The following is a 17,612-nucleotide window of genomic DNA, read 5'->3' on the forward strand; positions in this document are numbered from 1 at the left end:
CTTCCTCAGCCCCATGATTCGCTGCGACGCGGGCGCTGTAAAGACGCTGTGAGGTCCTGCGCGTTCGAAAGCCTAATTCTTAACCCTGAGGGCGGGTTGGGTTATAAGGTGATCAGCATGAGTCCCCGCCGCATCACCCCTCTCCTGCTTCTGTTCGCGCTCCTCAATGCCGGCGTCGCGCTGGCGCAGGACAAGGGCAGCGTGCATCCAAAGCCGTTGCCGCCGCTCGCCCACCCCAACGACCCCAAACTCGGCGCCAAGGAACTGTTCGCGCGAAAGCTGCTGCCCTCGACGGGAGGAGCGCATGTGATCGGCTCCTACGTCAAGGGCTGCCTCGGCGGTGCGGAGCAGATGCCGCTCAACGGCGACAACTGGCAGGTGATGCGTCTGTCGCGCAATCGCAACTGGGGCCACCCGGACATGATCGCGCTGATCAAGCGGCTCGCGGCCAAGGCGAAAAAGGATGCCGGCTGGCCCGGCATTCTGGTCGGCGACATCGCCCAGCCGCGCGGCGGGCCGGCGCTGTCAGGCCATGCCAGCCATCAGATCGGGTTAGACGCCGACATCTGGCTGACGCCGATGCCGGACCGGCGGCTGTCGCGCGAGGAGCGCGAGGAGACCTCGGCCGTGATGATGGTGCGTGAGGACCGGCTCGACATCGATCCAAAAGTGTTCACGGCCGGCCATGTGCTGGTGCTGCGTGATGCCGCGCAGGAGCCCGCGGTGCAGCGCATCTTCGTCAATGCCGCGATCAAGAAGGCGCTGTGCCGCGAGGCCAAGGGCGACCGGAGCTGGCTGTCGAAGATACGGCCGTGGTGGGGGCACGACTATCATTTTCACATCCGCATGCGCTGTCCGGCCGGGGCTGCCGAATGCGAGGGCCAGCCGTCGCAGGCCGAGGATGAGGGCTGCAAGCCGGCCGACCTCGACTATTGGTTCAAGGACTCGGTGCTGCACCCAAAACCCCCGCCGACGCCGCCAAAACCCAAGCCGCCGATGACGCTGGCGCAGATGCCGGCCGCCTGCAAAGCCGTCCTGCACGCAGCGGACGCCAAGCCTTAAGACGACAAGCCGTGAGGCGGATCAGGGCTTTGACCTGATTGTCCGGCCTGTTATTGTCGGTTCCGCGATACCCCGCTCGACCGTAAGTCGTTCGGGCACACCGGAACAGCGCTTCCGCCGGTCGCATCCTGTCTTCAACCAACGCCGTCTCGCGCGCGTCATAGATCGCGCCTGCACGCGCGCATGGAGCGCTCCGATGTCCCGCCTGTCTGCATGTTTTGCTGCTTTCGTCGTTCTGCTCGCCGCCTGGTCGCCGGCGTCCGCAGAGGACAAGACGATCACCGTCTTCGCCGCCGCCTCGATGAAGAACGCGCTCGACGATATCAACGCCGCCTACACCGCGAAGACCGGCGTCAAGTTCACCGTCAGCTATGCAGCGAGCTCGGCACTCGCCAAGCAGATCGAGCAGGGCGCGCCGGCCGACATGTTCATCTCCGCCGACACCGACTGGATGGATTACGCCATCGGCAAAAAGACCATCAACGAGCCGAGCCGCGTCAACCTGCTCGGCAACAGCATCGTGCTGATCGCGCCGAAGGACTCCAAGATTGACAACGTCGCTATCGGCCCCGGCTTCGATCTCGCAAAGCTCGCCGGCGACGGCAAGATCGCGACCGGCGACGTGAAGTCGGTGCCGGTCGGCAAATACGCCAAGGCCGCGCTGGAGAAGCTCGGCGCATGGCAGGCCGCGGAGCCAAAATTCGCCATGGCCGAGAGCGTGCGCGCGGCGCTGACGCTAGTGGCGCGCGGCGAAGCCCCGCTTGGCATCGTCTATGCGACCGATGCCAAGGTCGAGCCAGGCGTCAAGATCGTCGGCACCTTTCCGGCGGAGTCGCATCCCGCGATCATCTATCCGGTCGCCGCGACCACGACGGCGAAGGCGGAGACGAATGGTTATCTCGCCTTCCTGCGCTCGACCGCGGCCAAGACCATTTTGGAAAAATACGGCTTTAAGTTCCTGGTCAGTCCGACGACCTGATGTTTGCGACGTGATGTTTGCGACTTGATGCCTGCGATTTGATGTCCGAGATCACACCTGCCGAATGGACGGCGATCCTGCTCTCGCTCAGGGTCGCCGTGATCGCAACGCTGGTGGCGACGCCGTTCGGCATCGCGCTCGCGTGGCTGCTCGCGCGGCGTGACTTTTGGGGCAAGTCGGTGGTCGACGCGCTGGTGCACCTGCCCTTGGTGCTGCCGCCGGTCGTCACCGGCTATCTGCTGCTGCTCACCTTCGGCCGCCGCGGGCTGGTCGGCGGGTTTTTGGCCGATTATCTCGGTATCGTGTTCGCGTTCCGCTGGACCGGTGCGGCGCTCGCCTGCGGCATCATGTCGTTTCCGCTGCTGGTGCGCCCGATGCGCCTGTCGATCGAGGCGATCGATCGCCGGCTGGAGCAGGCCGCCGAGACGCTCGGAGCCGCGCCCTGGAAAGTGTTCGCCACCGTGACGCTTCCTCTTGCCCTACCAGGTGTCCTTGCCGGCATGGTGCTCGGCTTCGCCAAGGCGATCGGCGAGTTCGGCGCGACCATCACCTTCGTCTCCAACATTCCCGGCGAGACCCAGACGATTTCCTCCGCCATCTATTCGCTGATCCAGACGCCGGACGGCGATGCGGCCGCGGGTCGTCTCGTGATCATCTCGATCGTGCTGGCGCTCGGCGCGCTGATCGCTGCCGAGTGGTTTGCCCGCCGCGCCACCGCGCGATTGCACGGGAATTGACCATGCTGCGCGTCGACGTCGAAAAACAGCTTGGCGAATTCTCGCTTGAGGCAACCTTCACCAGCGAGGGACGCGTCACCGGCCTGTTCGGCGCCTCCGGTGCGGGCAAGACGTCGCTGGTCAACATGATCGCAGGCCTGCTGCGGCCCGATCGCGGCACCATCGCGATCGACGGCGAAATCGTCGACGACACCGTGGCGGGCATCCACGTGCCGACCTTTCGTCGCCGCATCGGCTATGTGTTCCAGGACGCGCGGCTGTTTCCGCATCTCAACGTCGCGCAGAACCTCGACTATGGCAGGCGGATGAACGGCCTTGCCGCCGATCCCGCACAACAGACGCGCATCGTCGACCTCCTCGACATCGGCGCGCTGCTCGATCGCCGGCCCGGAAAACTCTCCGGCGGCGAGCGCCAGCGCGTCGCGCTCGGCCGCGCGCTCCTGGCAAAGCCGCGCCTGCTATTGCTCGACGAGCCGCTCGGCGCGCTCGACGAGGCGCGCAAGCTCGAGATCCTGCCCTATCTGGTGCGGCTGCGGGACGAGGCCAACGTGCCGATGGTCTATGTCAGCCACGACGTCGCCGAATTGCGCCAGCTCGCGACGCAGATCGTGATGCTGAAGCAGGGCAAGGTGACGTCGTTCGGTGGCGTGAAGGTGCTGACGTAAAGCACGCCTGCGCAGAAACCACCGCCGTCGTCCTGGCGAAGCCAGGACCCATACCGCGTGATTTATCGGTGGTCGGCAGTCTGAGTACCGGTGAACGAAGGACAACCGCGAGTCTTCGTCAAACTACTCCCTGGGGTAATGGGTCCTGGCTTTCGCCAGGACGACGTTGGGGAGAGAGCGCGCCTCACAACTTCCGTCGTTGCGCGGCGGAATCAGACCCCCGCGACCGATGTCCACAAATCCGCGAGCTTGCGCCGCAGGGCCTGGGTGCGCGTTACCGGCGCCGGCGTTTCCTCGTCCTCGGGCAGGCGTAGGCCGACGACGTTGACGCGGCCGCCGGAAATGCTGCGCGCCACCAACACGATTGAGTCGAGTACAAGCTCCGCGCCTTCCTTCGGGGCGCGGTCGAGATGGATGTCAAAGTAGTCGGCGAGCGTCAGCTTGGCGGCGTCCTCACTGACATTCACGCCGTAGATTCCGGCGAGCTCGGCCAGCGTATGCTCGCCCGAGACCATGAAGTCGCCGAGCAGATGCGGGTCCGGCGCCGTGCTCGGCTGCATGTCGACGAAGAAACGGTCGAGCGACTCGGCCTTCTCCGGCGGCGCCAGCAGATAGATGTAGTCGCCGGGCGCAATCGGATCGGCCTCCGCCGGGGTCAAGATGCTCTGGTTGCGGATGACGAGCGTCGGCTTGGACCAGGACGGGATCAGGCCGCGGCGGAAATACAGGCTCTTTGGCCGCACCGAATAGCCGACGAGCTGCTGCTCGAGCTGACCGGGCAGATCGAGCTCGACGCGGCGCGGACCGCGCTCGGTGCGCGGCAGCGCGACATGCAGCTTGCGTGCGGCCGGCGCCAGCGTCCAGCCCTGCAGCAGCAGCGAGATGATGACGACGACGAAGGCGACGTCGAAATAAAGATAGGCCTTCGACAGCCCAACCAGCATCGGGATCGATGCAAGAAAGATCGCGACCGCCCCGCGCAGACCGGTCCAGGCGATGAAGATCTTTTCGCGCCAGTTGAAGCGGAAAGGGGCGAGGCACACGAACACGGCCAGCGGCCTTGCGATCAGCATCAGCACAAAGGCGACCTCGATGGCGGGCAAGGCACTGGCGCCAAGCCGCTGCGGTGAGACCAGCAGGCCAAGGAGCACGAACATCACGATCTGCGCGAGCCAGGTCGCAGCGTCAAGGAAGGTCACCACCGAATTATGTGCGCGCGTCGGACGATTGCCGATGATGATGCCGGCGAGATAGACCGCGAGGAAGCCGGAGGCATGCATGATCTGCGAGCCGCCGAAGATCACGAGCGCGGCCGTGGTGACGAACGGCGCATGCAGGCCCTGCGGCAGCGCCACCTTGTTGAGCGCCACGACGACCAGACGTCCGCCGATCACGCCGACGACCGCGCCCAGCACGGCCTCCTGGATGAATTCGAACAGCACGCGGCTGGCCGTACCCGACCCCAGCGAGATGTATTCGACCAGCATGAGCGTGAGGAAGATCGCGAACGGATCGTTGGTGCCGGACTCCGCTTCCAGCGTCGCACCGACGCGCGGGCGCAGGCGCAGGCCCTGGGTGTGCACCAGCAGGAACACCGCGGCAGCGTCGGTCGAGGCGACCACCGCGCCGACCAGCAGCGACTCGGACCAGTTCAGATCGAGCGCATATCTGGCGAAGGGGGCGGTGACCAGCGCGGTCAGCAGCACCCCGACGGTCGCGAGCACCACGGATGGCGCGAGCACCGTGCGGATGCTCTGGAAGCGGGTGCGCAGGCCGCCGTCGAACAGGATCAGCGCCAGCGCCACCGAGCCGACCAGATAGGTCGTGCGCACGTCGTCGAACTGCAGCTGGCCGGGGCCGGAATCGCCCGCCAGCATGCCGATGGCCAGGAAGACGAGCAGCAAAGGCGCGCCGAAGCGCAGTGCGAGCAGGCTCGACAGGATACCGGCCATCACCAGGACGGCGCCGAGCAGGATAGCGATGCTGACCGAGTCGAGAGAGGCCATCCACCTTCACGTACAAATCATTGGTAGGGCATCCATATCGTCGCCACACTTCCGCGCCAACCCATTTCTGACCCGCGCGGCAATGTGGCTTGTTTTACGGCCTTACCGCGCATCACGAGCCGGTGTAACGGTGGTCCGCCCGCGCCGTTTGTGGGATTCTGCCGCAGGCCCTCGAATCAGATCCGCGTCCTCCAAGCCCCGCCCGACGAGAACCTTCCCATGGATACGACCACGCATGACGTCATGGAGTTTCTGCAGACGACCGCGCGGAGCGTCGGGGCGGAGATCGCCTCGCCCTGGTTCTATCTTCAGTTTGGTCTGATCCTGGCCGCAGCCGGGATCGCCTCGGCCACGCAGGCTGCGGTGCGGTCCAGGGTGGACCTGACCTCGCTCGGCATGGGCTGGCCGGCGCCGCTGCGGCACTTCATCCGCGTCATGGTCGGCAGCGCGCAGACCGCTGTCTTCACGCTGCTGGTGATCGTTTCGCGCGTGGTGATGTCCCATTCGACCTGGCCGAGCCGCAGCTACCTGTTGATGGTCGCGGCAAAGCTCGGCCTCGCCTGGCTCGTGATCCGGCTCGTGACGTCGGTGCTGCGCAACGCCTTCATCGTCAGGCTGGTGTCGATCACCGCGTGGTTCGTCGCCGCGCTCTCGATCATCGGTCAGCTCGACGGCACGCTTGAGGCGCTCGACTCGGTCGCGATCGTGCTCGGCGGCCTGCGGCTGACACCGCTCCTGGTGATCAAGGCCGCCCTGCTGCTGCTGATCGCGCTCTGGCTCACCAACATCGCCAGCAATTTCGCCGAGAGCCGGATCAACGCGACGACCGACCTGACGCCGTCGGTGCAGGTGCTGCTGGTCAAGATCATCCGCATCGGGCTGCTGTTCGTCGCGATCGTGATCGCGCTCGGCGCCGTCGGCATCGACCTGTCGGCGCTCGCGGTGTTCTCCGGCGCGGTCGGCGTCGGTATCGGTATCGGCCTGCAGAAGATCGTCGCCAATTTCATCTCGGGCATCATCCTGCTCGCCGACAAATCGGTGAAGCCCGGCGATCTCGTCACCATCGGCGACAACACCGGGCGGATCAGCGCGATGAAGACGCGCTACATCTCGGTCGCCGCAGGCGACGGCCGCGAATTCCTGGTGCCGAACGAGGATCTGGTGACGCAGAAGGTCGTCAACTGGACCTATACCGACAAGAACACGCTGGTGAAGATCGCCTTCGGCACCAATTACGACGCCGATCCGCGGCTGGTCTGCAAGCTCGCCGCCGCCACCGCCGCGGCACATCCGCGCGCCCAGAAGGGCAAGCCGCCGAACTGCATTTTGACCGAGTTCGCCGAGGCCGGCATGAAGTTCTCGCTGACCCTCTGGCTCGCGGACCCCGACGGCATGGACAACGTCAAGAGCGACGTGATGCTGGCGCTGTGGGAGGCCTTCAAGCAGGAGGGCATCCGGGTTCCCTACCCCGTCCGCGAAATCCGCATCCGCGGCGGCGCACTGCCGGTCGAAACTACCGTAGAAGTCCCGAGTTGAGGCGGTTTTTTGCCGCAAGGCCGCCACGCTCAGCTTGCATGAAGGCCCGCGATCATTAAATTAGGGCTGGAAATCAAGCGCTTGCGCCGCCAGAAGACCGAGACCTCATGAGCTACGTCGAAGCCACCGATACCTCCCTACGCAAGACCGGGCAGATCAAGCTGCACGGGCCGGGCGCCTTTGTCGGCATGCGCAAGGCGGGCGCCTTGGTCGCAAAGTGCCTCGACGCGCTCACCGACATCGTCAAGCCGGGCGTGCCGACCTCTGACATCGACGAGTTCGTGCGCGAGTTCGCCTTCAGCCACGGCGCCTATCCGGCGACGCTGATGTATCGCGGCTATCGCTATTCGACCTGCACCTCGCTCAACCATGTGGTCTGCCACGGCATGCCCGGCGACCGGCCGCTGAAGGAAGGCGACATCGTCAACATCGACGTCACTTTCATCGTCGAGGGCTGGTACGGCGATTCCAGCCGGATGTATGCGGTGGGCCCGATCGCCCGCAAGGCGGAGCGCCTGATCGAAGTCACCTATGAAGCGATGATGCGCGGCATTGCGGCGGTCAAACCCGGCGCCACCACCGGCGACATCGGCCACGCCATCCAGAGCTTTGTCGAACCGCAGGGCATGAGCGTGGTGCGCGATTTCTGTGGCCATGGCCTGGGGCGCATGTTCCACGACGAGCCGAACATCATCCATATCGGCCGGCCCGGCGAAGGCGTCCCGCTCAAGCCCGGCATGTTCTTCACCATCGAGCCGATGATCAATCTCGGCAAGCCGCATGTGAAGATCCTGTCCGACGGGTGGACCGCCGTGACGCGCGACCGCTCGCTGTCGGCGCAGTTCGAGCATTCGGTCGGTGTCACCGCGACCGGTGTGGAAATCTTCACGTTGTCGGAACGACACGGCGAGAAACAGATCGGGTGATCTCGCTACCGCTTCCGTCGCAGCGCCTATCGCCGGCGGCGGAATGACGATGGTGGTCGCTTGTAGGTCGCCGCAAAGGCGTCGTTGAATCGCCGAACGCTCCCGAACCCCGCGGCGAAGGCAATCTCCGCCAGCGTCATTCCCGTCTGATCGATCAAGCGCTTTGCTTCCTGCACGCGCCGCGTCGCCGCGATCTCGCTCGGGCTTGCGCCGGCATGGCGCATGAACAGGCGCAGGAGATGGCGCGGCCCAACGCCGAGGGCTTCTGCAAGCTCTGCCATCGACGCCCGATCCAGAAAGCCGTCATTGATTAGGCGCATCCCCCGCGCAACGGTGGTGGCCGTGCCCATCCAGGCCGGCGAGCCCGGGGCAGTTTCCGGCCGGCAGCGCAGGCAAGGGCGAAAGCCCGCACGCTCGGCGGCGGCAGCGGTCGCATAGAAGGTGACGTTCTCTGAGCGCGCCGGGCGAACCGGACAGACCGGCCGACAGTAGATGCGCGTCGAGCGAACGCCGGAGAAAAACATGCCATCGAATGCGCGGGCGCGCGCCAGCCGTGCCCGATCGCAAGTCTCCCGATCGAGATGCGGTGGCAGCGCTTGCCGGTACGTCAAAGCCTTCGCCATGACGAAATCATAGTTTCAAGGCGACCCACCGAGTAGCTGAAATCCGACTCGATCGGACGATGAGGTCCGAATTCAGCCAGCGTGCATCGCCGCGCCGGATCATGGTGCCGACAGATCCCGGAGCAAATCATGAGCACACAGGCGCAACAGCCAACGTCAGGGCAAACCTCTCTCGCATTCGAGATCGGGCTCTTGCTGCTTCTCTCACTGATTTGGGGCAGCGCGTTCACGCTGATCAAGGTCGCGATCCCAACGATTCCACCATTCACGATGGTGGCCGCGCGCGTGACGATTGCAGCAATCCTCCTGATCCTGGCCGCACGCGCACAGGGACACGCCCTTCCGCGCCAGGGACGGATTTGGGCTGCTTTCCTGGTGCAAGGGCTGCTGCAAAGCGCAGTGCCCTTCACCCTGATCAGTTGGGGCGAGATGCATATCGCAAGTGGCCTTGCCGGCGTGCTCAATGCGACCCCGCCGATGTTCGTGCTCATAATCGCGTTCATGACCGGGCGCGGACGATGGGCGATCAGCGGCCGGAAAATCATCGGCGTCGGTCTCGGCCTTGCGGGCGTCACCGTGACGATGGGCATCGATACACTGTCCGGGATCGGCGCGGCGACGCCGTTGGCGCAGATGGCGGTGCTCGGCGCGAGCCTCTGCTACGCACTCGCGCCACTATGGGGCCAGCGGTTCTCGAGCCTCCCCGCGATCGTTACCGCAGCCGGGGCCATGAGCTGCGCCGCGATCCTGATGCTTCCCATCGCCGCCGCCCTTGAACGACCCTGGGCGCTGGCACCACCGCCGGCGCAGGCGGTCGCGGCGGTGATCGCGCTCGCAGTGGTCTGCACGGCCTTCGCGATGGTAATCTATTTCCGGCTGATCCACACAATCGGCCCGCTCGGCACGACCAGCGGGAGCTATCTGCGCGCGGGCTTCGCGGTGGCGCTCGGCATAGCACTGCTCGGCGAGCGCTTTACCTGGTCAATCGTTGCCGGAATGGCGCTCATTCTCGCCGGCGTGATTGCGGTCACGGTGTCACTGCCGGCGCGAAATACCGGGAAACAGCCGGGCTGATTGTCGCCATCTTCAAAGCCTGATCTTGCCATTCCGTCTGGCGATGACGATTTGTGGTCAAGGAGACGGGAGAATTGAAGTGAGCACGTCAACACGCCGTGGCTTTCTCGGATTTGTATCCGCCAGCGCGGCCGGCCTGCTCGGCACCCGCGCGCAGGCCGCGCCTGCGGCTGCCGATGACGAACCCGCCTGCATCCTGACACCGCAGGCCGAGGAAGGGCCGTTCTACGTCGACCCAAAACTGGTTCGCCAGGACATCACCGAAGGCAGGCCGGGCGTGCCGCTGACGCTGCGGCTGCGCGTGATCGAGGCCGGGCCCTGCACGGCGATCAAGGGCGCGCGGATCGACATCTGGCATTGCGATGCCAAGGGACTCTATTCGGCCTTTCCCGGCCAGGGCGACCGGCACACGATCGATGCATCCGGCAAGACTTTTTTGCGCGGCACGCAAGTTACCGACGATGCAGGCTGGGCCAGTTTCAACACCATCTATCCCGGCTGGTATGACGGCCGCACGGCGCACATCCATTTCAAGGTCTTTCTCGACGACAAGAGCGTGCTGACGGGACAGACCTACTTTCCGGATGCGCTGAACGAGTTCATCTACACCAACGTGCCCGATTACGGCGACCGCGCCCGGCAGCGCGCGATCCTCAACGCCAATGACGGCGTCATCGCGCGTTCCGATCCCGAGCATCGCGCGTTCTGCGCGGTGAAGGAGGAGCGCGACCGCTACGTCGCGACCCTGACGATCGGTGTCGACCGCCGCGCCGACGGCACGGTGGGGCGTGCGGGGCCGCCGCCCGGTCCACCGCCTGCAGGCCAGCAGCCGCCGAGGTTCGGCCGCGTCATCAAGGACAGGCTCGCCGCGCTGGTGCCGGGGCTCAAGTCCGGTCGCTGATCAGCACGGCTAAGCGCCTCAGCGCTTGATCGAGATGAACGAGGCCGTGACGCCGGCGGCGCCGCCGTCGTGCGGCTTGGCCCTGATCACGGTGCCGACCAGCGTTGGAATCTGGTTGACGCCGTTTTGCCATTTCGGCGCGGTCGTGGCTCTGTAGTCGTATTCCCAGTTCGCGGTTGGCGTGTTGTCGCGGCCGTTGCCGACGAGATCCACGGAGATGTCGCCCGAGGCCTGTGTCTGCATCGTGCCCTTGAGATCGAGCACGAGGCCGCCTCCCATGTCGAGTGTGCCGGTGACATTGTTTCCCGACGGCGGGTCGAACGTCATGACGCCCTCGCCGAAGACGAGGCTCAGCGCCTTCGCAGCATTGGGGGCCGTCGATCCCTGCCCGAACAGCGCGGCGAGATTTCGCACCGCCGGATCGGTGGGATCGTCCCACACGATGACGTCGGCGCGATTGACGTAGCTGCGATAGGTCCATTTGCCCGGCAACGACGGATCCCAGGCCGGGGACGCCGTAGCCGCGGACGCCATCGGCGCAACGGTCGACGGTGATCTGGTTTGCGCCAGTGCGACATCAGGGAAAGCGACCAGGCACGCGACCAGGAGTTCGAGAGCCCTTCGTGTCAAAGCCCTTGTCATCGGCATCTCCCACCTTGCGGTCAATTTCCTTCACCAGCTATCGAAGGGTGTATAATATCAAAAATGTATACTTATGATAGTGAGCCGCTTCACGTGTGAAATGTCGTTATCGCGATCCGCAGACACCGATCTCCCATCCTCGCCGCTCGCGGCGTGAGGACGGCCGCGCGGCCGATTCCAGCGGCAATTGGCGGTTGCAAAAGGCAATCGCCGCGGCGATGCTGGCCGCGATGCCCGCCAGATCCAGCGCCCCGCCCGACAAGCCCGAGCCGTCTGAGCCGCACTATCACGGCCATCGCGAGCGGCTGCGCGAGCGCTTTTACACGGCAGGTCCCGACGCGCTCAGCGACTACGAGCTTTTGGAGATGGCGCTGTTTCCCGCGCTGCCGCGGCGCGACACAAAACCGCTCGCCAAAACCCTGATCAAGATTTTTGGCTCGTTTGCCGAAGTCGTTCATGCGCCCGTCGCGCGGCTGCGCGAGATCGACGGCATTGGCGACGCCGTGATCAACCAGCTCAAGCTAATCGCGGCGGCCACACACCGCGTCGCCAAGGGCGAGGTGAAGAGCCGCAACGCGCTGTCGTCCTGGACCGAGGTGATCGACTATTGCCGCTCCAGCATGGCGTTCGCCGACAAGGAGCAGTTTCGCCTGCTGTTCCTCGACAAGCGCAACCAGCTCATCGCCGACGAGGTGCAGCAGACCGGCACGGTCGACCATACGCCGGTCTATCCGCGCGAGGTCATCAAGCGCGCGCTGGAATTGTCCGCGACCGCGCTGATCCTGGTGCACAACCACCCCTCCGGCGATCCGACGCCGTCACAGGCCGACATCCAGATGACCAAGGCGATCATCGACATCGCAAAGCCGCTCGGCATTGCCGTGCACGACCACATCATCGTCGGCAAGAGCGGGCACGCGAGCCTGCGCGGGATGCGGCTGATCTAAGCGAGCGATGTCTCCGCTTCCGGGCGGCCGCGTTCGGTGGTGGCACCGACCGTATCAGAACTTGTACGAGAATCCGCCACCGACCTCGACGACCGTCAGGTGGTCGCTTGTGAGCGTGCGCCCGCGGGAGCGCCGTTTGACAATGGACAGTGCTTCGATTTGACCCGCGGTTTCGGTTGTTGTCCGGCCGCGCCATGTGTTAAAATTCTAAAACTTGGGTGTGCCAACGGGCGGCCCGGGAGCAGTTTCCGATAGCCGCCTCGGTTCGGATCGCGCCCTCACCAAAGGAGCGCGGCATGACATGCTGGCCCAGAGGGATTGCAGCCGCTGCGATTCTGGGGTTAGGCGCGATCTCGCTCATAGACGTCGCGGCTCGCGCCGAGCCAGGCGTGTACGACGACCGGATCTTGTTCGGACAATCGGCGGCCTTTGAGGGGCCCGCGGCGGCGTTGGGTCTTGGCATGCGGGAAGGTATTCTCGCATCCTTCAACGAAGCCAATGCCACCGGCGGAGTTAACGGTCGGAGGCTTGAGCTTGTCTCCTATGACGACGGCTACGAACCGGAAAAGGCAATTGCCAACACCAAGCGCCTGATCGATGAGAACGGGGTGTTCGCGCTCGTCGGCGAAGTGGGCACGCCGACCTCGAACGCGGCGCAGCCGATCACCACGGAAGCGGGGGTGCCGTTTATCGGACCGTTTACGGGCGCCGCTTTCTTGCGCAACCCGTCGCTCCGCAACGTGATCAACATTCGCGGCTCCTATGATCAGGAGACTGAGGCCTGGATCGAGCATCTCACCGCTGACCTCGGCGTTTCGCGGATCGCCATCCTGTACCAGGACGACACCTTCGGTCGCGCCGGGCTCTCGGGCGTCTCGAAGGCGATGGAAAAGCGTGGCATGAAGCTGGTGGCCGAAGGCACGTTCGAACGCAACACGATCGCGGTGAAGACGGCGCTGCTGGCAATTCGCAAGGCGGGCCCCGAGGCCGTCGTGATGGTCGGTCCCTACAAACCGTGCGCGGAGTTCATCAAGCTGGCGCATCGGCTCAAGCTGGACGCCGTCTTCGTCAACATCTCATTCGTCGGAGCCAACGCCCTCGCCAAGGAACTCGGCGAGGACGGCAAGGGAGTGGTGGTGACTCAGGTCGTACCATTCCCCGGGGATACCAGCATCCCGCTTGTGGCCCGGTACCAAAAGGCGCTCAAGATAGCCAATCCTGACGCCCAGATCGGCTTCGTCTCGCTCGAGGGATACATGGTCGGCCGATTGGTCATCGAAGCCTTGGGAAAGGTGAAAGGTCCAGTTACGCGGGCGGAGCTGCTTTCGACCATCAAAGAAGTCGGCACGTTCGATCTGGGCGGCATCACGCTGTCCTATGGCCCAGACGACAATCAGGGAATGGACCAGGTCTTCCTCACCGTGATCCGGGCGGATGGCAGCTTCAAGCCAGTCGACCGCCTGGAACGTTGAAGCGGCGGGCAGGCGCGTCATCGCCGGGCAACGCGGACCCGCTTCAGTCGATGGCATGCCGTCATGGATCAAGCGAATCGAGAATATCTTGGACCGACCTCCGTCGAAGCCGACACTTCGAAGTCAGCCGGCGCGGGTCGCAAGCATGACGGCAAGGCGGCCCTAGGCATCAAGGCCAAACTGTTCCTGGCGTTCGGCGGGATGGCCATGTTGACCGTCGGCGCCAGCATGGTCGCGTGGTATGCATTCACCGACATTGACAGATCGGTGACGCGGATCACCGCTGAGAGCATCGGCGGCATGGCGGCCTCGCTCCGGCTGGCCGAAAAGAGCGCGGAGATCACGGCGACGGCTCCCGCTCTCATTGCGAGCCGCAGCGAAGAGGAGCGATCCAAGGAACAGGAGAAACTCGTTCGTAGGTTGAATGAAATCTCCGCCGTGACCGAGAGTCTGAGGGTCACGGGCACGGCCGAAGCAAGATTCGCCAATCTGACCGAGATCGAAGGCAAGATCGCAACCGAGCTAAAAGCGCTGGACGGCGCTGTCGCGCAGCGCCTGCGACTGAGCGCGCAAAGGCAGGCCGCGGTCGCGGATCTTGCCGTCGTCGAGACCAAGTTCCAGAACGCCTTGGAGCCTTTGGTGGACGACGCCGGCTTCAACCTCGTCACCACCAGCGAGGAGGTGACGGCCAAGAGCAAGGAGGCGATCATAGGCCTGATCGAGGGCGGGGTGAATGCCTTGCAGGCGCTGCTGACGCTGCGCGCCGATGGCAATCTGGCGGCGAGCCTGTTGCGCGAAGCGGCGCACGTCGACGATCCGGCCTTGATTCAGCCCATCCGCGAGCGGTTCTCGGCTGCAGCGGCCGCGATCGAGAAGGGTCTCGCGGCGCTACCTCAGTCGAACGAGAACAAGCGGCTGCACGAGGTGAGCAAGTCATTGATTGCGCTCGGCCGCGGCGTGGACAACGTTTTCCAAGTCCGGTCGCAGGAACTCCGAGCCCCCGTCGAGACGCGGCACTCGTTCCAGATCAAGCGCGAAGACATGACGGCGGCGGTGGAGTTGGCGTACCGCAAACTGTCCGAGACGCTTACGCCGATGGTGGACGACGCCGGCTTCGACCTCGTCACCACCAGCGAGGAGGTGACGGCCAAGAGCACGAAGTCGATCACCGGCTTGGTCGAGGGTGGGGCGAACACCTTGCAGGTGCTACTGACGCTGCGCGCCGAGGGCAACCTGGCAGCGGGCCTGCTGAATGCGGCCGCCGGCGTCCCTGATCCCACTTCACTCAAGCCGCTCCAGGAACGCTTCGTCGCGGCCGCGAGCCGCGCAGAGAAGCTGCTCGCACGGCTTCCGGCCGCGGCTTACGGCGATACGCTCAAGGGCCTCACGGAAAAGCTGATCGCGTTTGGCACCTCCACAGAAAATATCTTCAACTTGCGACGCGAGGAGTTGCGCCAGATCGCGGTTGCTCAGGCGTCGTTGCAGACCAGCAACGCGCTCGTCCTGCGTCTCGGCAAGGAGGTGGCGGAACTCGTCCTGACTGCCCAGAACAGCAGCGATGCCGCAGCGGTCCGCACCGCCCAGGCCATCCGCGATGGCCGGCTCCTGCTTCTCCTCATCACTGCTCTGAGCGTGTTGGGCGCAATCGTGATCGCGGTGTTGTATGTGGTGCCCCGAGTCGTGAGCCCTATTGAGAACATTACAGCGGCGATGAGCGGCCTTGCTGCGGGCGACACGTCGATCGATGTGCCGGAGCGCGACCGCAGCGACGAGATCGGCCGAATGGCAGACGCGCTCGGCGTCTTCCGGGACACGGCTATCGAGGTGCAGCGATCGAACCTAAGGGAGATTCGGGAAGGCCGCCGGCGGTTGTCAGTCGCGATCGAGAGCATCTCCGAGGCCTTCTCGCTCTACGATGGCGAGGATCGCCTTGTCATTAGCAACAACAAGTATCGAACGCTCCTCTACCCAGGCGACGGCTCCGTAGAGATATCGCCCGGCATGACGTTCGAAAGCATCATTCGACGCGCCGCTGAGCGCGGCTACATCAGGGACGCCGACGGCCGGGTCGATGAGTGGGTTCGCGAACGCATGGCGCTTCACCAGGAACCGAGTGGCCCGCAGGTCCAGCACCGAGGCGACGGCCGCTGGATCCTGGTCAGCGAGCGCAAGACCGACGACGGTAGCACGGTGGCCGTATACTCGGACGTCACAGAGTTGAAACAGCGCGAGACTCAGTTGGCAGACAAATCTCGGGCGCTAGAGCAGCTCTCAAACCAGCTCGCGAAATACCTATCGCCCCAAGTATACGAGTCTATCTTCACCGGAAAACAGGAAGTCAAAATCGCGAGTCGCCGGAAAGAGCTGACCGTCTTCTTTTCGGACATCGCGGGCTTCACCGAGACGACGGATCGGCTGGAGTCCGAGGACCTGACCCGGCTGCTGAACCACTATCTGACCGAGATGTCGCAGATCGCCCTTTCCTATGGAGCGACTATCGACAAATACGTCGGCGACGCCATCGTCATCTTCTTCGGCGATCCGGAGACACGCGGCGTCAAAGAGGACGCCCTCGCCTGCGTCGAGATGGCCATCGCCATGCGGAAGAGGATGCTCGAGCTGCAGGACGTATGGCGGACGTCTGGAATCGAAAAGCCCCTCCGATGCCGGATTGGAATCAACACGGGGTACTGCACCGTCGGAAACTTCGGCAGTGAGGATCGGATGGACTACACCATCATCGGCGGCGGCGTAAATCTCGCCTCTCGGCTTGAGGCTGCCGCCACCCCAGGCGAGATCCTCATATCCTTTGAAACCTACGCGAATGTTCGCGACCAGATCCATTGTGAGGAGCGTGGGCACATTTCTGTCAAGGGCATCGCCTACCCCGTCGCGACCTATCAGGTCGTCGACGCCTATGAGAACCTCGGCACCGAGCGCCTGTTCATGCACGAGGAACGCCCCAACCTGAGACTCGACCTCAATCTCGACGCGATGTCTGCCAGTGATCGAGACCATGCGGCCATCGTGTTACGCGAGGCCTTGAATCGATTGTCTGCGCTCGACCAAGCTTCCACGCCGGGACCACAGGAGACGAAGCAAGTCGCGTCCGCTCAGAACGACCCGCCAAAGGTGGAATAACGGCGCGCTTAGCGCAGAGCACGAACCGACACCACTTGCCGCCCCCGATCAGAACACTTAGTTCTTGCTGGTTTTCAGGTGTTCTTCCGCTGCGGCGAAACCGCTCTTGGCCTTGAGTGTCAAAGCCGTCGGGTGCGGCTTCCATTCGGAAACCAGTTTTTCTGCATTCTCGAGCTCCGGCTTGGACAGCATTGAGCCAAACTCGTCCACATTCTTCTTGGGAGCAATTTTCGAGAGTTTGAAATAGGCATACGACAAGGACCGATCTTTTGGCACGCCTTTTCCAGCGGAATACACGCGGGACAGACTAAAGAGGGCGTTGGGATATCCCTGATCGCCCGCCATCTTCCACCATTTCAGCGCCTCTTCTGAATTTCCCTGTTTGTCATACAGATTGGCGACATCGTGCTGGGCCAGCGCATAACCGGCTTTGGCGGACACAAGCTTGTATTTCAAGGCTTGACCCGAATCCAATGCGACAATGCCCGCGCCTTGCCCGTCATAGTAACAACCCAGCTTATAGGCTCCGAGCGGGTCGCCGGCCGCAGTCGATTTTTGAAACCACTCGAATGCCTGCCTGGGATCCTGTTCCGTGCCGATGCCATTATTGTACATCATGCCCACATGGTATTGCGCCTCGGCATCTCCTTTATTGGCCAACGCCACCATCGCCTTAAGGGTGTCCGCGTCATTCGCATGGGCGGGCATTGAGAAGAGCAAGAGGCACGAAAAAGCCAGGGCAACAAGCTTCATGTCAAATTCCCAATGGGGTTTGAACCGTTGTATCTTGGTCATTCAGAACGGAAATAGGTTCGCTGCGGGAGGGGAAATGGGGCTGCGGCATTTTCGCGAATACGCGCTTGCGACCGCGACTGATCTCGTGATGTCGAACCGGATACTC

At 64.0% G+C, this 17,612-nt stretch carries 15 protein-coding genes; 11 read left to right on the top strand and 4 right to left on the bottom strand.

All coding sequences use genetic code 11. The features are described 5' to 3' along the window. Window positions 1-117 precede the first annotated feature (117 nt). From mepA to modC, 4 genes are all read left to right on the top strand, one after another. Window positions 118-1,062 (top strand): penicillin-insensitive murein endopeptidase, encoded by a 945-nt coding sequence (gene mepA, locus KUF59_RS42485; RefSeq protein WP_212457995.1) that lies wholly within the window; start codon window positions 118-120, stop codon window positions 1,060-1,062. Between the two features lie 196 nt (window positions 1,063-1,258). Next, window positions 1,259-2,041: a molybdate ABC transporter substrate-binding protein gene (modA, locus tag KUF59_RS42490; protein ID WP_212457996.1), complete on the top strand. Its 783-nt coding sequence runs from the start codon at window positions 1,259-1,261 to the stop codon at window positions 2,039-2,041. Between the two features lie 41 nt (window positions 2,042-2,082). Further along, on the top strand, window positions 2,083-2,778 hold the full coding sequence (modB, locus tag KUF59_RS42495; RefSeq protein WP_212457997.1) for a molybdate ABC transporter permease subunit: 696 nt from the start codon (window positions 2,083-2,085) through the stop codon (window positions 2,776-2,778). 2 nt (window positions 2,779-2,780) lie between these two features. Continuing rightward, window positions 2,781-3,443, top strand: coding sequence for a molybdenum ABC transporter ATP-binding protein (gene modC / locus KUF59_RS42500; RefSeq protein ID WP_212457998.1), 663 nt, complete (start codon window positions 2,781-2,783; stop codon window positions 3,441-3,443). A gap of 212 nt (window positions 3,444-3,655) precedes the next feature. Here modC and KUF59_RS42505 read toward each other — a convergent pair whose 3' ends face one another. Then, window positions 3,656-5,449 carry a potassium/proton antiporter gene (locus tag KUF59_RS42505; RefSeq protein WP_212457999.1) on the bottom strand — a complete coding sequence of 598 codons (1,794 nt, stop codon included), beginning with the start codon at window positions 5,447-5,449 and terminating at the stop codon, window positions 3,656-3,658. Between the two features lie 219 nt (window positions 5,450-5,668). On the opposite strand from KUF59_RS42505, the gene KUF59_RS42510 reads away from it, so the two are divergent. Further along, window positions 5,669-6,985, top strand: coding sequence for a mechanosensitive ion channel family protein (locus KUF59_RS42510; protein ID WP_212458000.1), 1,317 nt, complete (start codon window positions 5,669-5,671; stop codon window positions 6,983-6,985). Between the two features lie 107 nt (window positions 6,986-7,092). Further along, window positions 7,093-7,911 (top strand): type I methionyl aminopeptidase, encoded by an 819-nt coding sequence (gene map, locus KUF59_RS42515; RefSeq protein ID WP_212458001.1) that lies wholly within the window; start codon window positions 7,093-7,095, stop codon window positions 7,909-7,911. Between the two features lie 26 nt (window positions 7,912-7,937). Here the strand turns inward: map and KUF59_RS42520 are convergent, their stop codons facing one another. Next, window positions 7,938-8,534: a bifunctional transcriptional activator/DNA repair enzyme AdaA gene (locus tag KUF59_RS42520; RefSeq protein ID WP_212458002.1), complete on the bottom strand. Its 597-nt coding sequence runs from the start codon at window positions 8,532-8,534 to the stop codon at window positions 7,938-7,940. Window positions 8,535-8,663: 129 nt separating this feature from the next. Between KUF59_RS42520 and KUF59_RS42525 the strand changes: the two genes are divergently transcribed. Together KUF59_RS42525 and KUF59_RS42530 are read left to right on the top strand one after the other, a co-directional pair. Continuing rightward, window positions 8,664-9,608: a DMT family transporter gene (locus KUF59_RS42525; protein WP_212458003.1), complete on the top strand. Its 945-nt coding sequence runs from the start codon at window positions 8,664-8,666 to the stop codon at window positions 9,606-9,608. 79 nt (window positions 9,609-9,687) lie between these two features. Next, window positions 9,688-10,509: an intradiol ring-cleavage dioxygenase gene (locus KUF59_RS42530; RefSeq protein ID WP_212458004.1), complete on the top strand. Its 822-nt coding sequence runs from the start codon at window positions 9,688-9,690 to the stop codon at window positions 10,507-10,509. 18 nt (window positions 10,510-10,527) lie between these two features. On the opposite strand, the gene KUF59_RS42535 is transcribed toward KUF59_RS42530, so the two are convergent. Beyond that, complete coding sequence (locus tag KUF59_RS42535; protein ID WP_212458005.1) at window positions 10,528-11,151, bottom strand: hypothetical protein; 624 nt, start codon at window positions 11,149-11,151, stop codon at window positions 10,528-10,530. Between the two features lie 230 nt (window positions 11,152-11,381). Between KUF59_RS42535 and radC the strand changes: the two genes are divergently transcribed. From radC to KUF59_RS42550, 3 genes are all read left to right on the top strand, one after another. Continuing rightward, window positions 11,382-12,098: a RadC family protein gene (gene radC / locus KUF59_RS42540; protein ID WP_212458175.1), complete on the top strand. Its 717-nt coding sequence runs from the start codon at window positions 11,382-11,384 to the stop codon at window positions 12,096-12,098. A gap of 296 nt (window positions 12,099-12,394) precedes the next feature. Then, window positions 12,395-13,570, top strand: coding sequence for an ABC transporter substrate-binding protein (locus KUF59_RS42545; protein WP_212458006.1), 1,176 nt, complete (start codon window positions 12,395-12,397; stop codon window positions 13,568-13,570). 63 nt (window positions 13,571-13,633) lie between these two features. After that, window positions 13,634-16,711, top strand: a complete 3,078-nt coding sequence (locus KUF59_RS42550) for an adenylate/guanylate cyclase domain-containing protein (RefSeq protein WP_249140269.1) — start codon at window positions 13,634-13,636, stop codon at window positions 16,709-16,711. Window positions 16,712-16,768: 57 nt separating this feature from the next. Here the strand turns inward: KUF59_RS42550 and KUF59_RS42555 are convergent, their stop codons facing one another. Then, entirely contained in the window at window positions 16,769-17,464 is a 696-nt protein-coding gene (locus tag KUF59_RS42555; protein WP_212458007.1) for a tetratricopeptide repeat protein, read from the bottom strand. Window positions 17,465-17,612 lie beyond the last annotated feature (148 nt).

The sequence above is a fragment of the Bradyrhizobium arachidis genome, from assembly GCF_024758505.1.
Lineage (GTDB): Bacteria > Pseudomonadota > Alphaproteobacteria > Rhizobiales > Xanthobacteraceae > Bradyrhizobium > Bradyrhizobium manausense_C.

Excerpts from the sequence above, each read along its gene's own strand:
- mepA (WP_212457995.1), top strand. The coding sequence starts at position 118 with ATGAGTCCCCGCCGCATCACCCCTCTCCTGCTTCTGTTCGCGCTCCTC.
- modA (WP_212457996.1), top strand. The coding sequence starts at position 1,259 with ATGTCCCGCCTGTCTGCATGTTTTGCTGCTTTCGTCGTTCTGCTCGCC.
- modB (WP_212457997.1), top strand. The coding sequence starts at position 2,083 with ATGTCCGAGATCACACCTGCCGAATGGACGGCGATCCTGCTCTCGCTC.
- modC (WP_212457998.1), top strand. The coding sequence starts at position 2,781 with ATGCTGCGCGTCGACGTCGAAAAACAGCTTGGCGAATTCTCGCTTGAG.
- KUF59_RS42505 (WP_212457999.1), bottom strand. The coding sequence starts at position 5,449 with ATGGCCTCTCTCGACTCGGTCAGCATCGCTATCCTGCTCGGCGCCGTC.
- KUF59_RS42510 (WP_212458000.1), top strand. The coding sequence starts at position 5,669 with ATGGATACGACCACGCATGACGTCATGGAGTTTCTGCAGACGACCGCG.
- map (WP_212458001.1), top strand. The coding sequence starts at position 7,093 with ATGAGCTACGTCGAAGCCACCGATACCTCCCTACGCAAGACCGGGCAG.
- KUF59_RS42520 (WP_212458002.1), bottom strand. The coding sequence starts at position 8,534 with ATGGCGAAGGCTTTGACGTACCGGCAAGCGCTGCCACCGCATCTCGAT.
- KUF59_RS42525 (WP_212458003.1), top strand. The coding sequence starts at position 8,664 with ATGAGCACACAGGCGCAACAGCCAACGTCAGGGCAAACCTCTCTCGCA.
- KUF59_RS42535 (WP_212458005.1), bottom strand. The coding sequence starts at position 11,151 with ATGACAAGGGCTTTGACACGAAGGGCTCTCGAACTCCTGGTCGCGTGC.
- radC (WP_212458175.1), top strand. The coding sequence starts at position 11,382 with ATGCCCGCCAGATCCAGCGCCCCGCCCGACAAGCCCGAGCCGTCTGAG.
- KUF59_RS42545 (WP_212458006.1), top strand. The coding sequence starts at position 12,395 with ATGACATGCTGGCCCAGAGGGATTGCAGCCGCTGCGATTCTGGGGTTA.
- KUF59_RS42550 (WP_249140269.1), top strand. The coding sequence starts at position 13,634 with ATGGATCAAGCGAATCGAGAATATCTTGGACCGACCTCCGTCGAAGCC.
- KUF59_RS42555 (WP_212458007.1), bottom strand. The coding sequence starts at position 17,464 with ATGAAGCTTGTTGCCCTGGCTTTTTCGTGCCTCTTGCTCTTCTCAATG.